General features: G+C 64.5%; 13 protein-coding genes. 4 read left to right on the top strand and 9 right to left on the bottom strand.

From position 1 onward, the window contains the following. Positions 1-6 precede the first annotated feature (6 nt). The 6 genes from ACVWWJ_RS04440 to ACVWWJ_RS04415 all read right to left on the bottom strand — a co-directional run bounded on the left by ACVWWJ_RS04440 (position 7) and on the right by ACVWWJ_RS04415 (position 8,158). Positions 7-408 (bottom strand): hypothetical protein, encoded by a 402-nt coding sequence (locus ACVWWJ_RS04440; RefSeq protein ID WP_456966917.1) that lies wholly within the window; start codon positions 406-408, stop codon positions 7-9. A 115-nt stretch (positions 409-523) separates the two neighbouring features. After that, complete coding sequence (locus ACVWWJ_RS04435; RefSeq protein ID WP_456966916.1) at positions 524-1,540, bottom strand: M23 family metallopeptidase; 1,017 nt, start codon at positions 1,538-1,540, stop codon at positions 524-526. A 220-nt stretch (positions 1,541-1,760) separates the two neighbouring features. Next, entirely contained in the window at positions 1,761-3,308 is a 1,548-nt protein-coding gene (locus ACVWWJ_RS04430; protein WP_159894685.1) for a response regulator, read from the bottom strand. 31 nt (positions 3,309-3,339) lie between these two features. Further along, entirely contained in the window at positions 3,340-3,786 is a 447-nt protein-coding gene (locus tag ACVWWJ_RS04425) for a response regulator (RefSeq protein ID WP_159894687.1), read from the bottom strand. After that, positions 3,783-5,579, bottom strand: a complete 1,797-nt coding sequence (locus tag ACVWWJ_RS04420) for a sensor histidine kinase (RefSeq protein WP_456966915.1) — start codon at positions 5,577-5,579, stop codon at positions 3,783-3,785. The genes ACVWWJ_RS04425 and ACVWWJ_RS04420 overlap by 4 nt, the downstream gene beginning before the upstream one ends. Before the next feature lie 227 nt (positions 5,580-5,806). Beyond that, a complete protein-coding gene (locus ACVWWJ_RS04415; RefSeq protein WP_159894693.1) occupies positions 5,807-8,158 on the bottom strand; it encodes a GH92 family glycosyl hydrolase in 2,352 nt (783 codons plus the stop codon). 169 nt (positions 8,159-8,327) lie between these two features. Here ACVWWJ_RS04415 and ACVWWJ_RS04410 point away from each other — a divergent pair, with 169 nt between their 5' ends. From ACVWWJ_RS04410 to ACVWWJ_RS04395, 4 genes are all read left to right on the top strand, one after another. Beyond that, complete coding sequence (locus tag ACVWWJ_RS04410) at positions 8,328-9,377, top strand: LacI family DNA-binding transcriptional regulator (protein WP_456966914.1); 1,050 nt, start codon at positions 8,328-8,330, stop codon at positions 9,375-9,377. A 113-nt stretch (positions 9,378-9,490) separates the two neighbouring features. After that, positions 9,491-10,717, top strand: coding sequence for an L-fucose:H+ symporter permease (gene fucP / locus ACVWWJ_RS04405; RefSeq protein ID WP_456969656.1), 1,227 nt, complete (start codon positions 9,491-9,493; stop codon positions 10,715-10,717). A gap of 71 nt (positions 10,718-10,788) precedes the next feature. After that, a complete protein-coding gene (locus tag ACVWWJ_RS04400; protein WP_456966913.1) occupies positions 10,789-11,769 on the top strand; it encodes a carbohydrate kinase family protein in 981 nt (326 codons plus the stop codon). Beyond that, the gene (locus ACVWWJ_RS04395; protein WP_456966912.1) at positions 11,766-12,986 is read left to right on the top strand and encodes an AGE family epimerase/isomerase; all 1,221 of its coding nucleotides are present in this window, start codon (positions 11,766-11,768) and stop codon (positions 12,984-12,986) included. Before ACVWWJ_RS04400 ends, ACVWWJ_RS04395 begins: the two co-directional genes overlap by 4 nt. Before the next feature lie 51 nt (positions 12,987-13,037). On the opposite strand, the gene ligD is transcribed toward ACVWWJ_RS04395, so the two are convergent. The 3 genes from ligD to ACVWWJ_RS04380 form a co-directional block, all read right to left on the bottom strand. Next, positions 13,038-13,910 (bottom strand): non-homologous end-joining DNA ligase, encoded by an 873-nt coding sequence (gene ligD / locus ACVWWJ_RS04390; protein WP_159894703.1) that lies wholly within the window; start codon positions 13,908-13,910, stop codon positions 13,038-13,040. Between the two features lie 4 nt (positions 13,911-13,914). Further along, positions 13,915-14,913, bottom strand: a complete 999-nt coding sequence (gene ku / locus ACVWWJ_RS04385) for a non-homologous end joining protein Ku (protein ID WP_456966911.1) — start codon at positions 14,911-14,913, stop codon at positions 13,915-13,917. A gap of 67 nt (positions 14,914-14,980) precedes the next feature. Continuing rightward, positions 14,981-16,891 (bottom strand): CocE/NonD family hydrolase, encoded by a 1,911-nt coding sequence (locus ACVWWJ_RS04380; protein WP_456966910.1) that lies wholly within the window; start codon positions 16,889-16,891, stop codon positions 14,981-14,983. Between the last annotated feature and the right edge of the window lie 2 nt (positions 16,892-16,893).

Raw genomic sequence — 16,893 nt, 5'->3', positions numbered from 1 at the left:
GGCGGGTTACCGAGCGCGTTGGGCGGCACGTTGCTTTCTGTACTGGCGCGTCGCCCAGAACTGGTAACCACGACGCCCAGCAATCCCGACTCCCCAGTAAAGCCCCACGGCCAACACAGCGTTCAGCACGAGGAACGGGAACAGCAGCGGATCGCGCTCGAAGTCGAGATCAGGCGACGGCAAGCCCAGCCACGGCGTAACGAACAGCGGCACATGCATCATCGCCCGGAACATCTCGAACGCGGTGCCTTCAACGCAGCGCGGGAAGGCGCATGAGGTCTGCAATGCCAGCAACATGCCTGATGCGAAAATGTGTATCGCCGAGGCACCCACAAAGCAGGCAATGCGTGTATTCCGCACCATACGGCGTTGGATGTCGTCTACTCGCTTTCCGTAATCCCAGTACATGGCGCTCCCCGACGTGTCGAAAGATGTTTCGCGGCGGTGCCGGAAACACGTCTCGGTTGACGTTACGGGGAGGGGATGGTGTTCGGAATGGAAGGATTCTGAAAAATCGAAGTGTTTAGTGAAAAGCGACAACCGTGTCGTTTAAAGGCAGCTGCTGCGATCCATGCTGCACCTTAGCCGGCCTCCACTTATCGCCCGTGCCGAACAGCTGCCCTTCGCTTTCCGGACCGTAGCCATCGAACGTGTCGAAGACATAGGGCACACCCTCCGAGCCTTCGAAGGTGGCCGCGTTGGCCACCTGGAAATGAAGATGCGGCGCCGGTGAGTTGCCGGACTGCCCGAGGGCACCAATCACCTGCCCGCGTGCGACGGACTGGCCGACCTCGACGGCGACGCTGCCGCGCTTCAGGTGCGCATAGCCGGCGAAGTTACCGCCACCCAGGTCGATGACGACGTAATTGCCGAACAGGCCATCGAGCGAGAGCGAAGCCGGTTCCGGCTGGGCTTCGAGCGGCTTGTTCTCTGCCTGCCCATCGCGCATGGCGACGACCGTACCGTTACCGACCGCAAGCACGTCGGCGCCGTATCCGAACCAATCCGAATACGTGGTGGCATGTATGTCTTTCACCGGCTTGAATGCGCGCCCGTGTTTGTCGATGCCGACGAAGTCGATCGCGAAACGCTGCGGAATCGTCATCGTGCCGTTGACGGCAACCAGGCTGCCCCAGTGATGCGAATGTGCGTTGCCGGGCCCTTCGTGCGCCAGCCACATGCCGCCCTTCAGTGGAGCACCGAGATGGAGTACCGGGCGGTCCGACACCGTAACAGGCACGCCGTCGACGCGGCTGCGCAGGCCCTTCTCGTCGGTGAATGCAAGCCGATGGTGCAAGCCATGTGGTGGCGCCACGTCGGACGGCAAGCTGATCCAGACGAACACCGTGCCGCGCTTACCCGCGGCGATGCCCGCCGGCTTGCCCTCGTCGGGTACCGGTCGGATCGTGGCGGCCACAGCGGCCTCGTCCAGATGGAGCAACACGTGATCCTGCTCGTCGAGAACGTCGAGCGAACGCGGCCTTAACGTGCCCGTGTCGCCATAGACATTGGTGACCTGCAATTCGTAGGCGAGGTGCATGGACCCGTCGCTTCCGGCGAAAGGCGACGGCGCGAAGGGAACTCGTGCCTCGACCGGGGCGGGCGATTCGTCGGCGAGCGTGGTGCTTGAGAAACTCGGGAGACACACCACGCAGGCGAACACCAATGCCTTCGGAAGCCCCGATCGACTGCAGCGTGCATGCGTCATGTTCCGTTCCCCTGTTTTCAGCGATTCCTGACTCTCAGGCGCCTTGCTGACCTCAGCCGCCACTCGCCTCCAGCGCTTCACGGACTTTCCGCAACAGCGCCCTGGACTGGATCGGCTTGTCCAGGATGTACAGGTGATCCAGCTGCGGCAGTTCATCAAGATTGGGCGGCTTGTCCGGGCGCGCGAGCAGGAGCACCGCGCCGGTATAACCGTGATCGAGCAAGGCGGCGAGCGTACGCACGCCGGTGAACAGATTCATGTCGGCGTCCATGACCACGAGATCGGGCACGCCGTGCGCTTCGATCCACTGCAGGGCCGCCGTGCCGCTCTGGCTGGCGCCCGCCTGGTAGCCGTACGCATCGAGCGTGTCGGCCAGCAGCGAGAGTTGCACGGCTTCCTCGACCACGACGAGCACGCGCTCGGCCTCGCCTTGCAGGCTGGACTCCATGACCATCGGCTCGGCATCCGTGCCCTCTTCCGGGTTCAGCGGAAGATACAGATGGAACTGCGTGCCTTCGCCGAGCTTGCTACGCACCCGCATCAGGCCGCCGTGGCTGGCGACAATACGCTTGCACGAGAGAAGGCCCAGGCCCGTACCCAGTTCCTTCGTGGTGAAGAACGGTTCGAAGAGGCGCTGCAGCACCTCGGGCGTCATGCCGGCGCCGTTGTCGATGACAGACAGACGGAGATAACGGCCCGGTGCAGGCTGTTCGCCTTCGACGAAGAAGTCGGCTGGCAGGTTCGCCTGCGCCGTCTCCACTTTGAGATGTCCGCCGTCCGGCATTGCCTGGATGGCATTGAGGCAGAGATTGAGCAGGCACTGCTGGAGTTCGGTGTGGTTGCCTTCGAAGGCGACGTCGGCGTCGAAGATGTCGACGTTCATCTCGATCGAGCGCGGCACACTGCCCTGCATCAGCAGCTTGAGCGCTTCGAGCAGTGCACCCAGGCGCACCTGCTCGGCGCGGCGCGCGCCGCGCGCGAACGACAGCATCGAGGAGACCATCTCCAGGCCGCGACGTCCGCAGTCGCGGACCAGTGCACCGAGACGCGCGAGCCGCGGGTCATCGGCATAGTCTTCGAGCGTATCGCCAGCGAGCAGCAGGGGCTGCAGCAGGTTGCGCAGATCGTGGCTGAGCCCGCCAGCGAGCAGGGCCAGGCTTTCGAAGCGCTGCGCCCGGATCAGCTCGAGCTCGGCGCGTGCACGGGCCCGCTGCTCGTCGGCTTCACGCAGGGCGCGGCGTACGGCGGAGGCCAGGCGCGCCGTGTTCTGCTTGAGGATGTAATCGGTGGCGCCGTTGCGCAGCGCGACGATAGCCGCCTCTTCGCCCAGCGTCGCCGAGATGAAGATGAAGGGAATCTCGGCGCTGCGCTCCCGAAGTATCTGCAGCGCGCGCTCACCGCTAAACGAGGGCATGCTGAGATCGGACAGCACGATCGTCGGCTCGAAGCTATCGAGTGCCGCGGTGAACGCCGGCTCGTCGTCGACAAGCAACACCTCGTACTCGAGTCCGTCCTGGTCGAGCTCGCTCAGCACGAGCTCGGCGTCGAGGGCATTGTCCTCGACCTGGAGAATCTTGATCTTGTTGTCGTGCCGGCCCATGTGTTTACTCGTGCGCTCTCGTGTTGTCCGGTTACTCGCCGTCCGGGCGCTGGTTGAGCACGGCCCAGAAATGGCCGAGCGTCTGCACCGCGGTGAAGAACTGTTGCACATCTACCGGCTTGAGCACATAGGCATTTACACCAAGGTCCCAGCTACGTGCCAGGTCGCTCTCTTCACGCGAGGAAGAAAGGATCACCACCGGCAGGCGCTTCCACTTTTCTTCCGTGCGCAGCTGCTTGAGCACTTCCAGGCCATCCATGCGCGGCATCTTGATGTCGAGCAGGATCACCGAGGGGTCGCCCTCGGGGCGGTCGGCATACTGGCCACGGCGATGCAGCCAGTCGAGGCAGTCCACGCCGTCCTCGACATGGACGACCGGGTTGGCGAGCTTGGCTTCGCGAAGCGCGTCGATGGCCATCTCGGCATCGGCCATCGAGTCTTCGACAAGGAGGATCGTGCGCAGGTCGCGCTGGTTCATGTGTCACCCATTCTGGAGCCCGGAACATCCGAGGCCGGCAAGGAAAAATTGAAGGTGGCGCCTCTGTCGAGCTCGCCTTCGGCCCAGGTGCGGCCGCCATGGCGCGCGATGATGCGCCGTACGTTGGCAAGGCCGATGCCGTTGCCTGGGAATTCGGAGGCACGATGCAGGCGCTGGAACACGCCGAACAGCTTGCCGGCGTATTGCATGTCGAAGCCGGCGCCGTTGTCACGAACGGCGAACTCGTAGTCGCCGCCCGGGGTGCGATCGATACTGACCTCGATCTGGGCGCGCTCGCGGTTGCCTGTGTACTTCACGGCATTGCCGAGCAGGTTCTGCCAGACCGTGCGAAGCATGTTCTCGTCACCGATGACGATCGGCAGCGGAGCGACCTTCCAGTCGATACGGCGGTCGCGGACATCGCTTTCGACCAGGGCGCGCGCTTCCTCGACCAGGGATTGCATGTCCACCGTCTGCAGGCGGAGCGCGCCCCGGCCCAGGCGCGAGAACACGAGCAGGTCGTCGATAAGCTGGGCCATGCGACGCGACGAGCTGCTGATCACATCGATGTAGTGACGCGAGCGCTCGTCGGCCTTGTCACCGAGCTGGGTTTCCAACTTGCCGGCAAAGCCGGAAATGTGACGCAGCGGCGCGCGCAGATCGTGCGATACCGAGTAACTGAAGGCTTCGAGTTCACGGTTCACGTCCGAGATCTGCTCCACCTTGCCTTCGAGCTGGCGGTTCAGCTCGCTGACCTTCTGCTCGACCAGGGCGCGCGCCGTGATATCGCTGACGGTAAGGAGCAAGGCCGGCGCGGTGCTCTCCGGCTGTTCGATGCGGCGGGCGTTGATGACCACGAAGCGGTCGATGCCGTCGACGGTGCGCTGGGTGAGCTCGTAGTCCCACAGCTCACGGTCGCGCAGCAGCACATCCGAAAGACGCTGCAGCAACGCGGTGTCTTTCCAGGCGCCATGGCCAATGGCTTCCAGCGGTGAGTTGTGGTCGTTCTCGGCGTCGTAGCCGTAAACCTCCGCGAACGCGGCATTGACCAGCAGGGCCCGCAGGTTGCCGTCGAGCATGGCGATCGGCTCGCGTACGGCCTGCAGGATCAGCTGGGAACGCTGTACCGCCTGGGCCACACGCGACTCCGCCGCAAGCCGGATGGCAATCTGCCGCTCCGATACGATGACCACGATGCCCAGCAGAGCGATCTGCGCCAAGGCGGCGACGAGCAGCACGACGCGATTGCTGGCGGCGAGGTCCTGTGCGGTCTGCCGGCGGATGTCGAGCAGCTTCGCCTCTTCGTCGAGGATTTCCTTAACCTGGTCGCGGAACGGGAACAGGCGACGGGAATCTTCCATGGTGGCAAACGCGCCCGCGCGGTCGCCGGCCTGCAGTTGCTGCACGGCCTTGTCGAACATGCTCATACGACCGTTGGCGATCATCTCCAGGCCGCCGAGGCGCGTAAGCTGCTGCGCGTTGTCGCGCATCATTTCGCGCAGGTTAGCGACCAGGCCAGGAAGGATCTTGTGGGGGCTCTCGATGCGAACCGTGAGCTCCGGCGCGTCGGGGGCTCCCGCGACGCGGGTATACACGGCGGCTTCCGCGGTACGCAGGATGGCATCGAAGCGGTACACGGTGGCCTTGATGTCCGCCGTGTGGGTGACCCAGTCGCGCGAGTTGAGGGCGTCCTCGGAGCTCGAGCGTGTCACCACGTACGGCAGCGCCACGATGACCAGCACAGCGGCAAGCAGGCCGGCGAGGCGTAGCCGCCATCCCGTACGGAAGATCATGCTTTCGTCATCTCCACGACCCGCCCTGCCCAAGTAGGACCCTCATTGTAGACGCCGGGCGCCTCGCTTCGGTGATTGGACATGACAGGACCCTGGACACGATGACGGGTGCGCATTCCGCCCCGCCCACCACCCGGCTGGGCAGTGGAACGGATAGGGAAAGGCGCACCCGTCCTATGGAGCCGTGCTTAATGCCCAAGGGCCCGTGAAGGCCCTGTGACGGGCTGTTACGGTGCCGAAGGCGTCATCGAATAGGGCAGCGACGCGGGCGTCTGGCCCCAGTCCTTCGCCGGCTCGGCCTGCATGGTGAAGTGCAGTTCGCCGCCGGCGACGATTTCCTCGTGACGGACGTAGGTGCGGTCCAGCGGCTTCCCGTTGAGGGTCACCTTGCCCACGTACGGATGCTTCGCATCGAGATGATCGGCCGACACGACGAAGTGCTTGTCGCCCGGCAGGTTGAGCGTGGCCTTCTCGACGAACGGGCGCCCGATCACGTACTGGTTGCTGCCCGGCGCCACGGGATAAAAACCAAGCGCACTGAAGATGTACCAGGCCGACATCTGGCCGAGGTCATCATTGCCGACAAGGCCCGTGGGTGTCGGGGCGTACTGCGTCTTCATGATCTGAACCAGGCGCTCCTGCGTCTTCCAGGGCTGACCGGCGTAGTCGTAGAGGTAGGCGACCTGGTGGCTCGGCTCATTGCCATGGGCGTACCAGCCGATCAGGCCGGTGATGTCCTCGACGTGGGCGAACGACTTCGGATCGACCTTGGCGTCGAACACCGAGTCGAGCTTCTTGACGAAGGCTTCCTTGCCACCGAGCGCTTCGATCAGGCCGGCGACGTCCTGCGGCACGTACCACGAGTACTGCCATGCGTTGCCTTCGGTGTAATCGCTGCCGTAAGCGGCCGACGACGGATCGAACGGCTCGCGGTACGCGCCGTCGCTCTTGCGGGCACGGAGGAAGCCGGTCTTCGTATCGAAACTGTTCTTCCAGTTGGCGGCGCGCTTGCTGAAGGTCGCGGCGACATCGTCCTTGCCCATGGCCTTGGCCATCTGCGACAGCGACCAGTCGTCGAACGCGTATTCGACGGTCTTGGATGCCGCTTCGGGCTGGTGGTCGATCGGCACGTAGCCGAGCTTCATGTAGTCGTCGAGGCCGCCGTACGGACCGTAGGTCGCGCTGGCCACCATCGCCTCCAGCGCCTTGTTCGGGTCGTAACCACGAATGCCCTTCATATAGGCATCGGCGATCACCGGCACGGCGTGGTAGCCGACCATGCACCAGGTTTCCATGCCCTGGTAAGCCCAGATAGGCAGGATGCCGAAGGGGCTGGCCTCACGCGCGGCGATCAGCGAGCTGACGAACTGGGTGCTCATGTCCGGGCGCAACAGGGTGACCAGCGGCTGCTGGGCGCGGTAGACGTCCCAGAGCGACCAGGTCGAGTAGAAGTCGAAACCCTTCGCCGTGTGCACCTGGTTGTCCGGACCGCGGTACTGGCCGTTGACATCCATCGACAGGCTGGGGGAAATCATCGAGTGGTACAGCGCGGTGTAGAACAGCTTGCGGCCATCCGCGGGGGCCTTGACGTCGACCGTGGAGAGCACTTTCTCCCACGACTGGCGGGCCTCGGCGCGGCGGGCGTCGAAGTCGAAGCCTTCGCCGTCCTTGTCGAGGTTGGCGACCGCGTTGTCCTCGCTGACCGAGGACACGGCCACCTTGACGATCAAGGGCTTGCCGAGGTCGCCGAAGTCGAACACGCCCTCCAGCGCGCGGCCGCTGATGCCGTCGACATCCTGGTCGCGGTTGCCGGGACCACTGAAGCCCCGGTACGGAATCTTGTCTTCGCGGTTCTTCAGGCTGCGCGAGGTCATCGGCTGGTTGAAACGCATCGCGAAATACAACTGGCGACCCGGCGCCCAGCCACGCGTGGTGCGGCCACCGGTGACGGTGCCGTCGCTACGCACGCGCAGGCTCGACCAGAGCACCTTGCCCTCGTAGTCGTAGATGCTGGGGCGAAGATCGAGCAGCAGGTGGGCCGGCTTGCCCTTGGGGAAGGTGTAGCGATGCCAGCCAACGCGCTGCCCGGCAGTCAGCTCGGCGCGGACGTCGTAGTCGGCCAGCGTGACGGCGTAGTACCCTGCTTCCGCTTTCTCGCTCTTGTGGTCGAACCGCGAGCGATAGCCGCTACCAGGCTGGTCGGGGGAGCCGGGATCCAGCTTCACGTCACCGGCGATGGGCATGACGAGCACGTCGCCCAAGTCGGAATGGCCGCTGCCGGAGAAGTGCGTATGGGAGAAACCGAGAATGCTCGAGTCGCCGTACTGATACCCGGCGGCCCACTTGTACGCGTGCTTGACGTCCGGCATCGCCGTGTCGGGGGACAACTGGATCATGCCGAACGGCACAGTGGCGCCCGGGAAGGTATGGCCATCCCCACCCGTGCCGATCATGGGATCGACGGCGGCATAGGCGGGCGAGCCGGCCTTGTCGCTGGAGGCCGCCGCGGCGAGTGCCGGCAGGGCAAGACACAGGGCGGTGGCCAGCAGGCCACGGCGCAAACGGATGGTGCTCGACATCGGTGGTTCCCCTCGGGTGGACGCGTTTCGAGTGGTCACGAACATTTGGATCGTGACAAACAGACCGAAAGTAGCAAAGATGCGGCAGCCTCGCATGTTGCAGTGCGTGATGCATCCCTTTCGCCGCCGAGCGATGATCGCCCGGTTTAGATCGTTTGAAGGAGCCAAGATGCCGAGGATCACCCCGCAGCGCCGCAAGGTCACGCTCGCCGATATCGCACTGGGTTGCGACGTTTCGCGTGCCACCGTGTCGCTGGTGTTGCGCGGCAGCCCCCTGGTCAACTCGGTCACCCGGGGTCGGGTCGAGGCCGAGCTGAAGCGCCAGGGCTATGTCTACAACCGCGCGGCAGCCAACCTGCGCCGGCGTACATCCTCGAGCATAGGCCTGGTCGTGAACGACCTGGGCAATCCCTTCTTCGCCGAATTCGCCGCCGGGGCCGACGAAGCCCTGGCCAGTGCGGGCTACGTCACCCTGCTCGGCAACACCGGCGAGTCGCCCGAGCGCCAGCAGGCGGTGCTGAATTCCCTGGTCGAGCATGGCCCGGCCGGCATCATTCTCTCGCCGGCCGAGGGCAGCGAGGGCGAGCGCGTACTGGCCGCTGTCGGCATGCATACGCCGCTGCTGGTGTTCAACCGCGAGCTGCCCGACGACGACGGCACCCATCGCTGGGACACGCTGGAGATGGATAACGAGCACGGCGCCCGCCTGGCGACGGAACATCTCATCGGCCTGGGACACCAGCGCATCGCCTTCTTTGGCGGCCATCGCGAGTCCAGCTCGGTGGAGCAGCGTCGCCGCGGCTACGCCAGCGCCATGAGCGTGGCCAACCTCAAGGTCGATCCCGCATGGATGATCGAAAGCGCCCCCACGCGCCTCGAAGCGGCGCGCCAGACAGGCGCACTCTTCGCACGCGACCCCGCACCCACGGCGGCGGTTTGCTACAACGACGCCGTCGCGCTGGGCCTTATGCTTGGCCTGACCAAGCGAGGCCGTCGCCCGGGCGAGGACTTCGCCCTGACCGGCTTCGATGATGTCGCCGAGGCCTCGGTATGCGTACCACCCCTGACCACCATCGCGGTCGATCCGCGTGGCCTGGGCCGTCGCAGTGCCGAGCTCATTCTTGAAAGACTTCGCAATCCCGAGACGGACACGGCTTCTACTATCGCGCCCGTCCGGCTGGTCGTTCGCGAAAGCAGCTGCCCGCCGTCCTCACCCTGAACCCACCAATGGAGCGCCCCATGGCTACCGCTTCCACGCCATTGCCCACCTCGTCGAACCAGACGGGCGCCGGCGACACCCGATACACCTATTTCCCGCTCGCGCTTGGCGTGATGACTACGATTTTCTTCATGTGGGGGTTCCTGACCTGCCTGAATGACATCCTGATCCCGCATCTGAAGGCGGTGTTCGAACTGAACTACGCGCAGGCGCTGCTCATCCAGTTCACGTTCTTCGGCGCGTATTTCATCATGTCGCTGCCGGCGGGACGGATCGTCGCCTCGCTCGGCTACAAGAAAAGCATCGTTCTCGGCCTGATCGTCGCCGGCATCGGCGCGGCCCTGTTCTGGCCTGCCGCCGGCATGCGCCTGTACCCGTTCTTCCTCGGCGCGCTGTTCATCCTCGCGACCGGTATCACGGTGCTCCAGGTGGCGGCCAATGCTTACGTGGCCCTGCTCGGCCCCGAGAAGACCAGCTCCAGCCGTCTCACCCTGGCCCAGGCGCTGAATTCGTTCGGCACCTTCCTCGCCCCGTTCTTCGGCGGCTTCCTGATCCTGTCCAACGCGGTCAAGAGCAGCGCGGACATCGCCAAGCTCTCGGCCGCCGAGCAGGTCACCTACCGCGCGCACGAAGCATCCTCGGTGCAGGGCCCGTACATCGGCCTGGCCATCGTGCTGGTGCTGCTGGCTGTCGGCGTGTACCTGTTCAAGCTGCCCGCGCTGGAAGAAACCACCGAGAAGGCTGACGACAGCCACCACTCGCTGATGGATGCGCTGAAGACCCCGCACGTGTTCTTCGGCGTGCTCGGCATCTTCTTCTACGTCGGCGGCGAAGTGTCGATCGGCAGCTTCATGATCAACTACCTGCAGCTGCCCGAGATCGGCAACATGTCCGGCGAAATCGCCGCGTCGCACGTCGCCTTCTACTGGGGTGGCGCGATGGTCGGCCGCTTCATCGGCTCGGCCCTGCTGGCCCGCTTCTCGCCGCGTAAGCTGCTCACCGCCTTCGCAGTCATCAACATGCTGCTGGTCATCACCACGATGGTCACCACGGGCACGGTTGCGGTCTACAGCATCGTCGCCATCGGCCTGTTCAACTCGATCATGTTCCCGACGATCTTCTCGCTGGGCATCGAGCGCATGGGTCCGCTGACCGGCAAGGCTTCGAGCCTGCTGATCATGGCCATCGTCGGTGGCGCGTTGATTCCCTGGATCCAGGGTGTCGTTGCGGACCAGATCGGCCTGCAGCACGCCTTCTTCATCCCGCTCATCTGCTACGCCTACATCGTGTTCTACGGCCTCAGTGGTTCCAAGGTCCGTTCGGTGCCTGTCGCGCGTTAAGCCCCATGGCGACGGCCGGCCTCGCGCCGGCCGTCGTGTAGTACTTTCTTGCCCCAAGGACAGGCCGCAGCATGTCTTCCATCCTCTGCTTCGGCGAGGCGCTGATCGATTTCCACGCACAGCCCCAGGGCGGCGACGGTCAGCCTCCCGCTTTCGTTCCCTTCGCCGGCGGCGCGCCGGCCAATGTCGCGGTTGCCGCGGCACGCCTCGGCGCCCACGCCCGCTTTGCCGGCATGCTCGCACGCGACATGTTCGGCGATTTCCTCCTCAAGAGCCTGACCGAGCTTGGCGTCGGTACCGACGACATCGCCCGTACGGATGAGGCACGCACCGCCCTGGCTTTCGTCGCCCACGACGAGAAAGGCGATCGCAGCTTCAGTTTCTATCGTCCGCCCGCCGCGGACCTGCTGTTCCGTCCCGAGCACTTCCGCAAGGAATCGTTCGAGGACCTTTCGATTTTCCACGCGTGTTCCAACTCGCTGACCGAAGCGGCGATTGCCGCGACCACGGTCGAGGGCATGCGCCGTGCACGTAGCGCCGGTGCCCTGGTCAGTTTCGACATGAACCTGCGTCCGGCCCTGTGGCCCGCCAGCGAAGCACCGCTTCCACGCCTGTGGGAAGCGTTGTCCGAAGCCGACGTGATCAAGCTGAGCGCGGAAGAGTTCGCCTTCATCCACGCCGGTGCCGGTTCAGATGAAGCGGTGCTCGAACGCCTCTGGCGTGGTAAGGCACGCCTGCTGCTGGTGACCGACGGTGCCGAACCGATGCAGTGGTTCTCCCGTTCGGCGCGCGGCACGGTGCAGGGCTATGCCGTGGAAGCGGTCGATACGACGGCAGCGGGTGACGCGTTCGTTGGCGGGCTGCTCGCCCGGCTCGACGCGGAACACGTCACGCCCGCCACCTTCGATGCGTTGGTCGACGATACGGCCCGCCTCGACGACCTGATCCGATTCGCCGCAGCGTGTGGTGCGATCACCGCCACCCGCAAGGGCTCGTTTACTGCCATTCCCGACCAGGCCGAAGTCAGGGCCTTCATGGAGAAGCACGCATGACGAACTATCCCCTCCCCGATTTCCACAACGTGGATGTACTGCGCGACCACGTCGCCAAGACCATGGCTTTCTACAAGCCGAACGAGGTCGACACGGCCGGTGGTTTCTTCCAGTACTACAAGGACGACGGCTCGGTGTACGACCGCAGCCACCGTCACCTGGTATCGAGCACGCGCTTCGTGTTCAACCATGCCATGGCCTACCTCGAGTTCAAGAAACCCGAGGACAAGGAACTGGCCATGCACGGGTTGAAGTACCTGCGTGAGGTGCACCTCAATCCCGAAACCGGCGGTTACGCCTGGACGATCGCCGACGGCAAGCGCGACGACCAGATGAACCACTGCTACGGTCTGGCGTTTATGTTGCTGGCTTATTCGTGCGGCGTGAAAGTGGGCTTCGACGAAGCAAAGGCCTGGCAGGGCGAGATCTGGGACCTGCTCGAGAAGCGCTACTGGGAGCCGACCTACGGCCTGTACCGCGACGAGGCCGACAAGGACTGGCACTTCACCGGTTACCGCGGCCAGAACGCGAACATGCACATGACCGAAGCGATGATCGCCGCGTGGGAAGCCACGAAGGACGACCGTTACCTCGACCGCGCGCTGTTGCTCGCCGAGAACATGACCCAGCGTCAGGCCGGCCTGACCCCGCAGAAGCTGGTGTGGGAGCACTACCACCAGGACTGGACGATCGACTGGGAATACAACCTCGACAATCCCAAGCACCTGTTCCGTCCGTGGGGTTTCCAGCCCGGTCACCAGACCGAGTGGGCGAAGCTGCTGATGATGCTCGAGCGCTACACCAAGGGCACGCCGAAGCATAAGGACTGGCTGGTGTCGACCGCGAAGCACCTGTTCGACGAGGCGCTCGACAAGGCCTGGGACAAGGAATACGGCGGCATCGCGTATGGCTTCTCCCCGGAAGGCGACGTCTGCGACGACGACAAGTACTTCTGGGTCCAGGCCGAATCGCTCGGCGCCGCGCAGCTGCTGTTCGAGACGACCGGCGAAGCGAAGTACGACGAAGCGTACGAGAAGATCTGGTCGTACAGCTGGGAACACTTCGTGGACCACACGTACGGCGCCTGGTATCGCATTCTCAATCGCAAGAACGAGAAGTACGACGACGAGAAGAGCCCCGCCGGCAAGACCGACTACCACACGATGGGCGCTTGCTATGAAGTGATGGCGTCGCTGCGTCGGATGCAGTCGAAATAACGAAGCAAGACATCGGTGCGGGCTGTTGGCTGCCGCACCGATGTTTCATTCTTACGGCAACGCCTGCTTCAACGAAGCGATCCCCTCCCACGGATCCGCTTCCAGCGCCGTCGCCCGCTTCAGCGCCTTGGCAAGATCGAACGCCCCGCCCGACTTCAACCGGGCGATCTCTTCCCAGCGCAACGGCATCGCCACCGGCGCTCCCGCCCTCGCACGTAACGACCATCCGGTCACGCTCGTCGCGCCGCGCGTGTTACGCAGCCAGTCGATGAAGATCAGTCCCTCGCGCTTCGCTTTGCTTGCCTCGGCGATATAGCGCTCAGGCGCGTCCGCGACCATGGCGTCAGCGATGCCCTCGCAGAAGGCCTTCACCGCATCCCAGGCTGGCCCGCGGCGGAACGGGGCGACTACGTGCAGGCCTTTGCCGCCGGACGCGCGTACGAAGCTTTCCAGGCCATGACCCTGGAGACGTTCGCGGATATCGCGCGCGCAGGCGACAACCGCCTTCCATGCCACGCCGTTGGCCGGATCGATGTCGAAAATGAGCCGGTCGGGTTGGTCGGGATTGTCGACACGCGCACCCCAGGGATGGAACTCCAGGGTGTTCATCTGGACCAGTTCGAGCACGCCTTCGATGTCGTCGACATACAGATACTCCGCCCTGCCGCCGTCCTTTTCCTTGAGTGCGACGGCCTTGACGTCCTTTCCCAGGGCGTCGGCATGATGTTTCTGGAAGAAGCAGGCGCCACTTGTGCCGCGTGGGCACCGCACCACCGACAAGGGTCGCCCACGGAGTTCCGGAAGCATCAGCGGCGCGACCGCCTCGTAATACCTGGCAACGTCACCCTTGGTCGGACCGCCTTCGCCGAATACCTCCCTGTCGGGATGGGTGATGGCGATGCCGTCGACGATCAGCGGCTCCATGGCGTCACCCCGCCTTGCGGCGGGTAGCCGGGGCCTTGCGGGCCGCTGTCTTCGCAGGCGTACCCTTCTTGCCTGCAGCGCCCTTGGTCGCAGCGCCCTTGCTGGCGGCAGTCTTCGCCGGTGCCTTCTTGGCAGCGGTTTTCTTCGCCGGTGCCGACTTCGCCGCCTTCTTCGTCGCCTCGATGGTTTTCTTCGCCGGCGTACGCGTCTTCGCGCCCAGGCTCTTCTTCAGCAGCGCCATGAAGTCGACGACATTGGTCGTCGCATTCTCGGGCGTGCGGTCGTCCTCCTCGATGGTCGCCGTGACGCCCTTGCTCTTGAGCCGCTTCTCGATGACCGCGCGCAACTTGTCGCGGAAGTCGTCGCGATAATCGCCGGGCTTCCAGTCGCTCGACATGGAGTCGATGAGGTCCTTGGCCATGTCGATTTCGCGTGGCGAGATGCGGTAGTCGGCCGTCGATTTGCCCGGCAGCTCGAAGTCGTCGGCGTCGACGATCTCCGACTCGTAACGCAGGATGTTCAGGACCAGCGCGTCGCCCTGAGGCAACACGGCGGCGAGGTATTCCTTCGTGCGGATGACCACGCGTGCGATGCCGATCTTGCCGGTCTTCTTCAGCGTCTCGCGCAGCAGCACGTAACCCTTCTCGGCCTTCTTCGCCGGAAGCAGGATGTACGGCTTTTCGAAATAAGCGGGGGCGATCTGATCCGCATCGACGAAGGTGTCGATCTCCACGGTCTCATGGGCATCGCTGGCGGCGTTCTTGATGTCTTCCTCTTCGAGGACGACATAGCTGCCTTTCTGGTATTCGAAGGCCTTGACGATGTCTTTCCAGGGCACTTCTTCGCCGGTATCGGCGTTCACCCGCTCGTAGCGAACAGGGGTATTGCTGCGCTGGTCGAGCATGCGGAAATGGATGTCGCTGCGGCGCTCGCCGGACATGAGCCGGATCGGTACGTTGAGCAGGCCGAACGAAAGGGTACCGGTCCAGATGGGGCGGGCCATGGGGCGATCCTCGAACCTCGGGGAGGTCGAGGATCGCCCCATGGGCGTGCACGGAACGCCAAAGCCCTTAGTGCTTCGCCTCGTCCACCACCGGCAGCTCGATGGCGCTTGCCGTTCCGGGTGCGTGCCATACCTGCTGCGTCGCCTTCTGGTAGTCCGACGGCTTGGCGAAGAAGATGTTCGGCACGTAGGTCTGCGGGTTGCGGTCATAGAGGGGGAACCACGACGACTGCACCTGGACCATCACGCGGTGCCCCGGCAGGAAGGTGTGGTCCACCGTCGGCAGGCCGAACTTGTACTCAAGCGGCGTGTTCGGCGTGATCGCCTTCGGGTCGGAGAAGCTCTCGCGGTAGCGGCCGCGGAAGATATCCATCGAGATCGACAGCTCATAGCCGCCCATGGCCGGCGTGGTCGTATTCGTCTCCGGGTAGACATCGATCAGCTTGACCACCCAGTCGCTGTCCGTGCCGCTGGTGGAGGCATAGAGGTTGACCTGGGGCGCGCCAGCGACCCGGAGCGGCGCCGTAAGCGGCTCGGTGACATAGGTGAGGACGTCCGGACGGCCATCCACGAAACGCTGGTCCTGCACCAGCCAGGTGGTCCAGGAGGTGCGGTCGGTGAAGCGCACGGGGCGCGGCACATATGGCACGGGCTTGGCCGGGTCGGAAACGTACTCATCGAACTTCGCCGCCGATGCGTCCGGAGCGGTGAACGAAAGACCGCCGTTGGCGACCATGTACAGCGGCTTGGTGCCCTTGGCCTGCGGCCAGGAGCTGAAACGGTCCCAGTGGTTCTCGCCCGTGTTGTAGATGAGCACCGGCGGCGTCTTCGCCTTGGGCGCGCCGTCCATGAGGTACTGATTGAAGAAAGGCAGGAGTACGTCGCGACGGAACTGCAGGGCGGTGTCACCGTCCCAGTTGAGCGCTCCCAGCGAGGAGGCGCTGTAGTTCACCTGGCTGTGCCGCCACGGGCCCATGACGAGGTAATTCTTGTCGTTGCCCTTGTCCTTCGGTTCCATGGCCTCGTAGCTGTGGATCGCGCCCCACATGTCTTCCTGGTCCCACAGGCCCTGCAACCACATGGTGGGCACCTTGAGCGGCTGCTTCGCCATTTCCTTGTCGAGCGCCTGGCCCTGCCAGTACGCATCGTACGAGGGGTGCTCGCTCAGCTTTCGCCAGTACGGCAGCTGGTCGAGGCCGGCAGCCTTCGCGTAGTCGCCCGCCGAACCAGCAGTGAGGAAATTCGTGTAGTCGTCGAAGCCGGCCCGCGTGATCTCTTCACCCTTGCCGCGCTTGGCGTTCTGCCCGGTGATGTAGTCGAAGTTGGTCTGGCGGAAGGCGCCATAGTGGAACCAGTCGTCGCCCATCCAGCCGTCGACCATCGGGCTCTCCGGCGCGGCCACTTTCAGCGCCGGATGCGGGTTGATCAGGGCCATCACCACGGTGAAGCCCTCGTACGACGAGCCGATCATGCCGACCTTGCCGTTGGACTCGGGCAGGTTCTTGGTCAGCCAGTCGATCGTGTCGTAGGCATCGGTGGAATGATCCACCTCGGACGAGTTCAGCGGTCCGCGCAGCGGACGGGTCATCACGTAGTCGCCTTCCGAGCCGTACTTCCCGCGGATGTCCTGGAAGACCCGGATGTAACCGGCGTCGACGAACAGCTCATCACCCTGGGGCAGCAGGTTACGCATGGTCGTGGCACCAGCCCGCGCGGCACGGCCGTCGGCATCGTACGGCGTGCGGGTCAGCAGGATCGGCGCGTGCTTCGCCGTCTTCGGGATCACGATGACGGTGTGCAGCTTGACGCCGTCGCGCATCGGGATCTCCACCACGCGCCTGATGTAGTCGTTGGCGGCGGTAGGCGAATCGAATTTCGCCGGGATATCCGGCGTCATCGGCGCCGTCTGGGCGGCGGCAAGGCCGGCGGCGACGGCCAGTGACAGGGCCAGCATGGGAAGCAACGAGCGAGGCGACATGG

The sequence above is a fragment of the Luteibacter sp. HA06 genome (assembly GCF_054061215.1).
The sequence above is the reverse complement of the archived record's forward strand: the minus strand, read 5'-3'. Positions and strand labels throughout refer to the sequence as shown.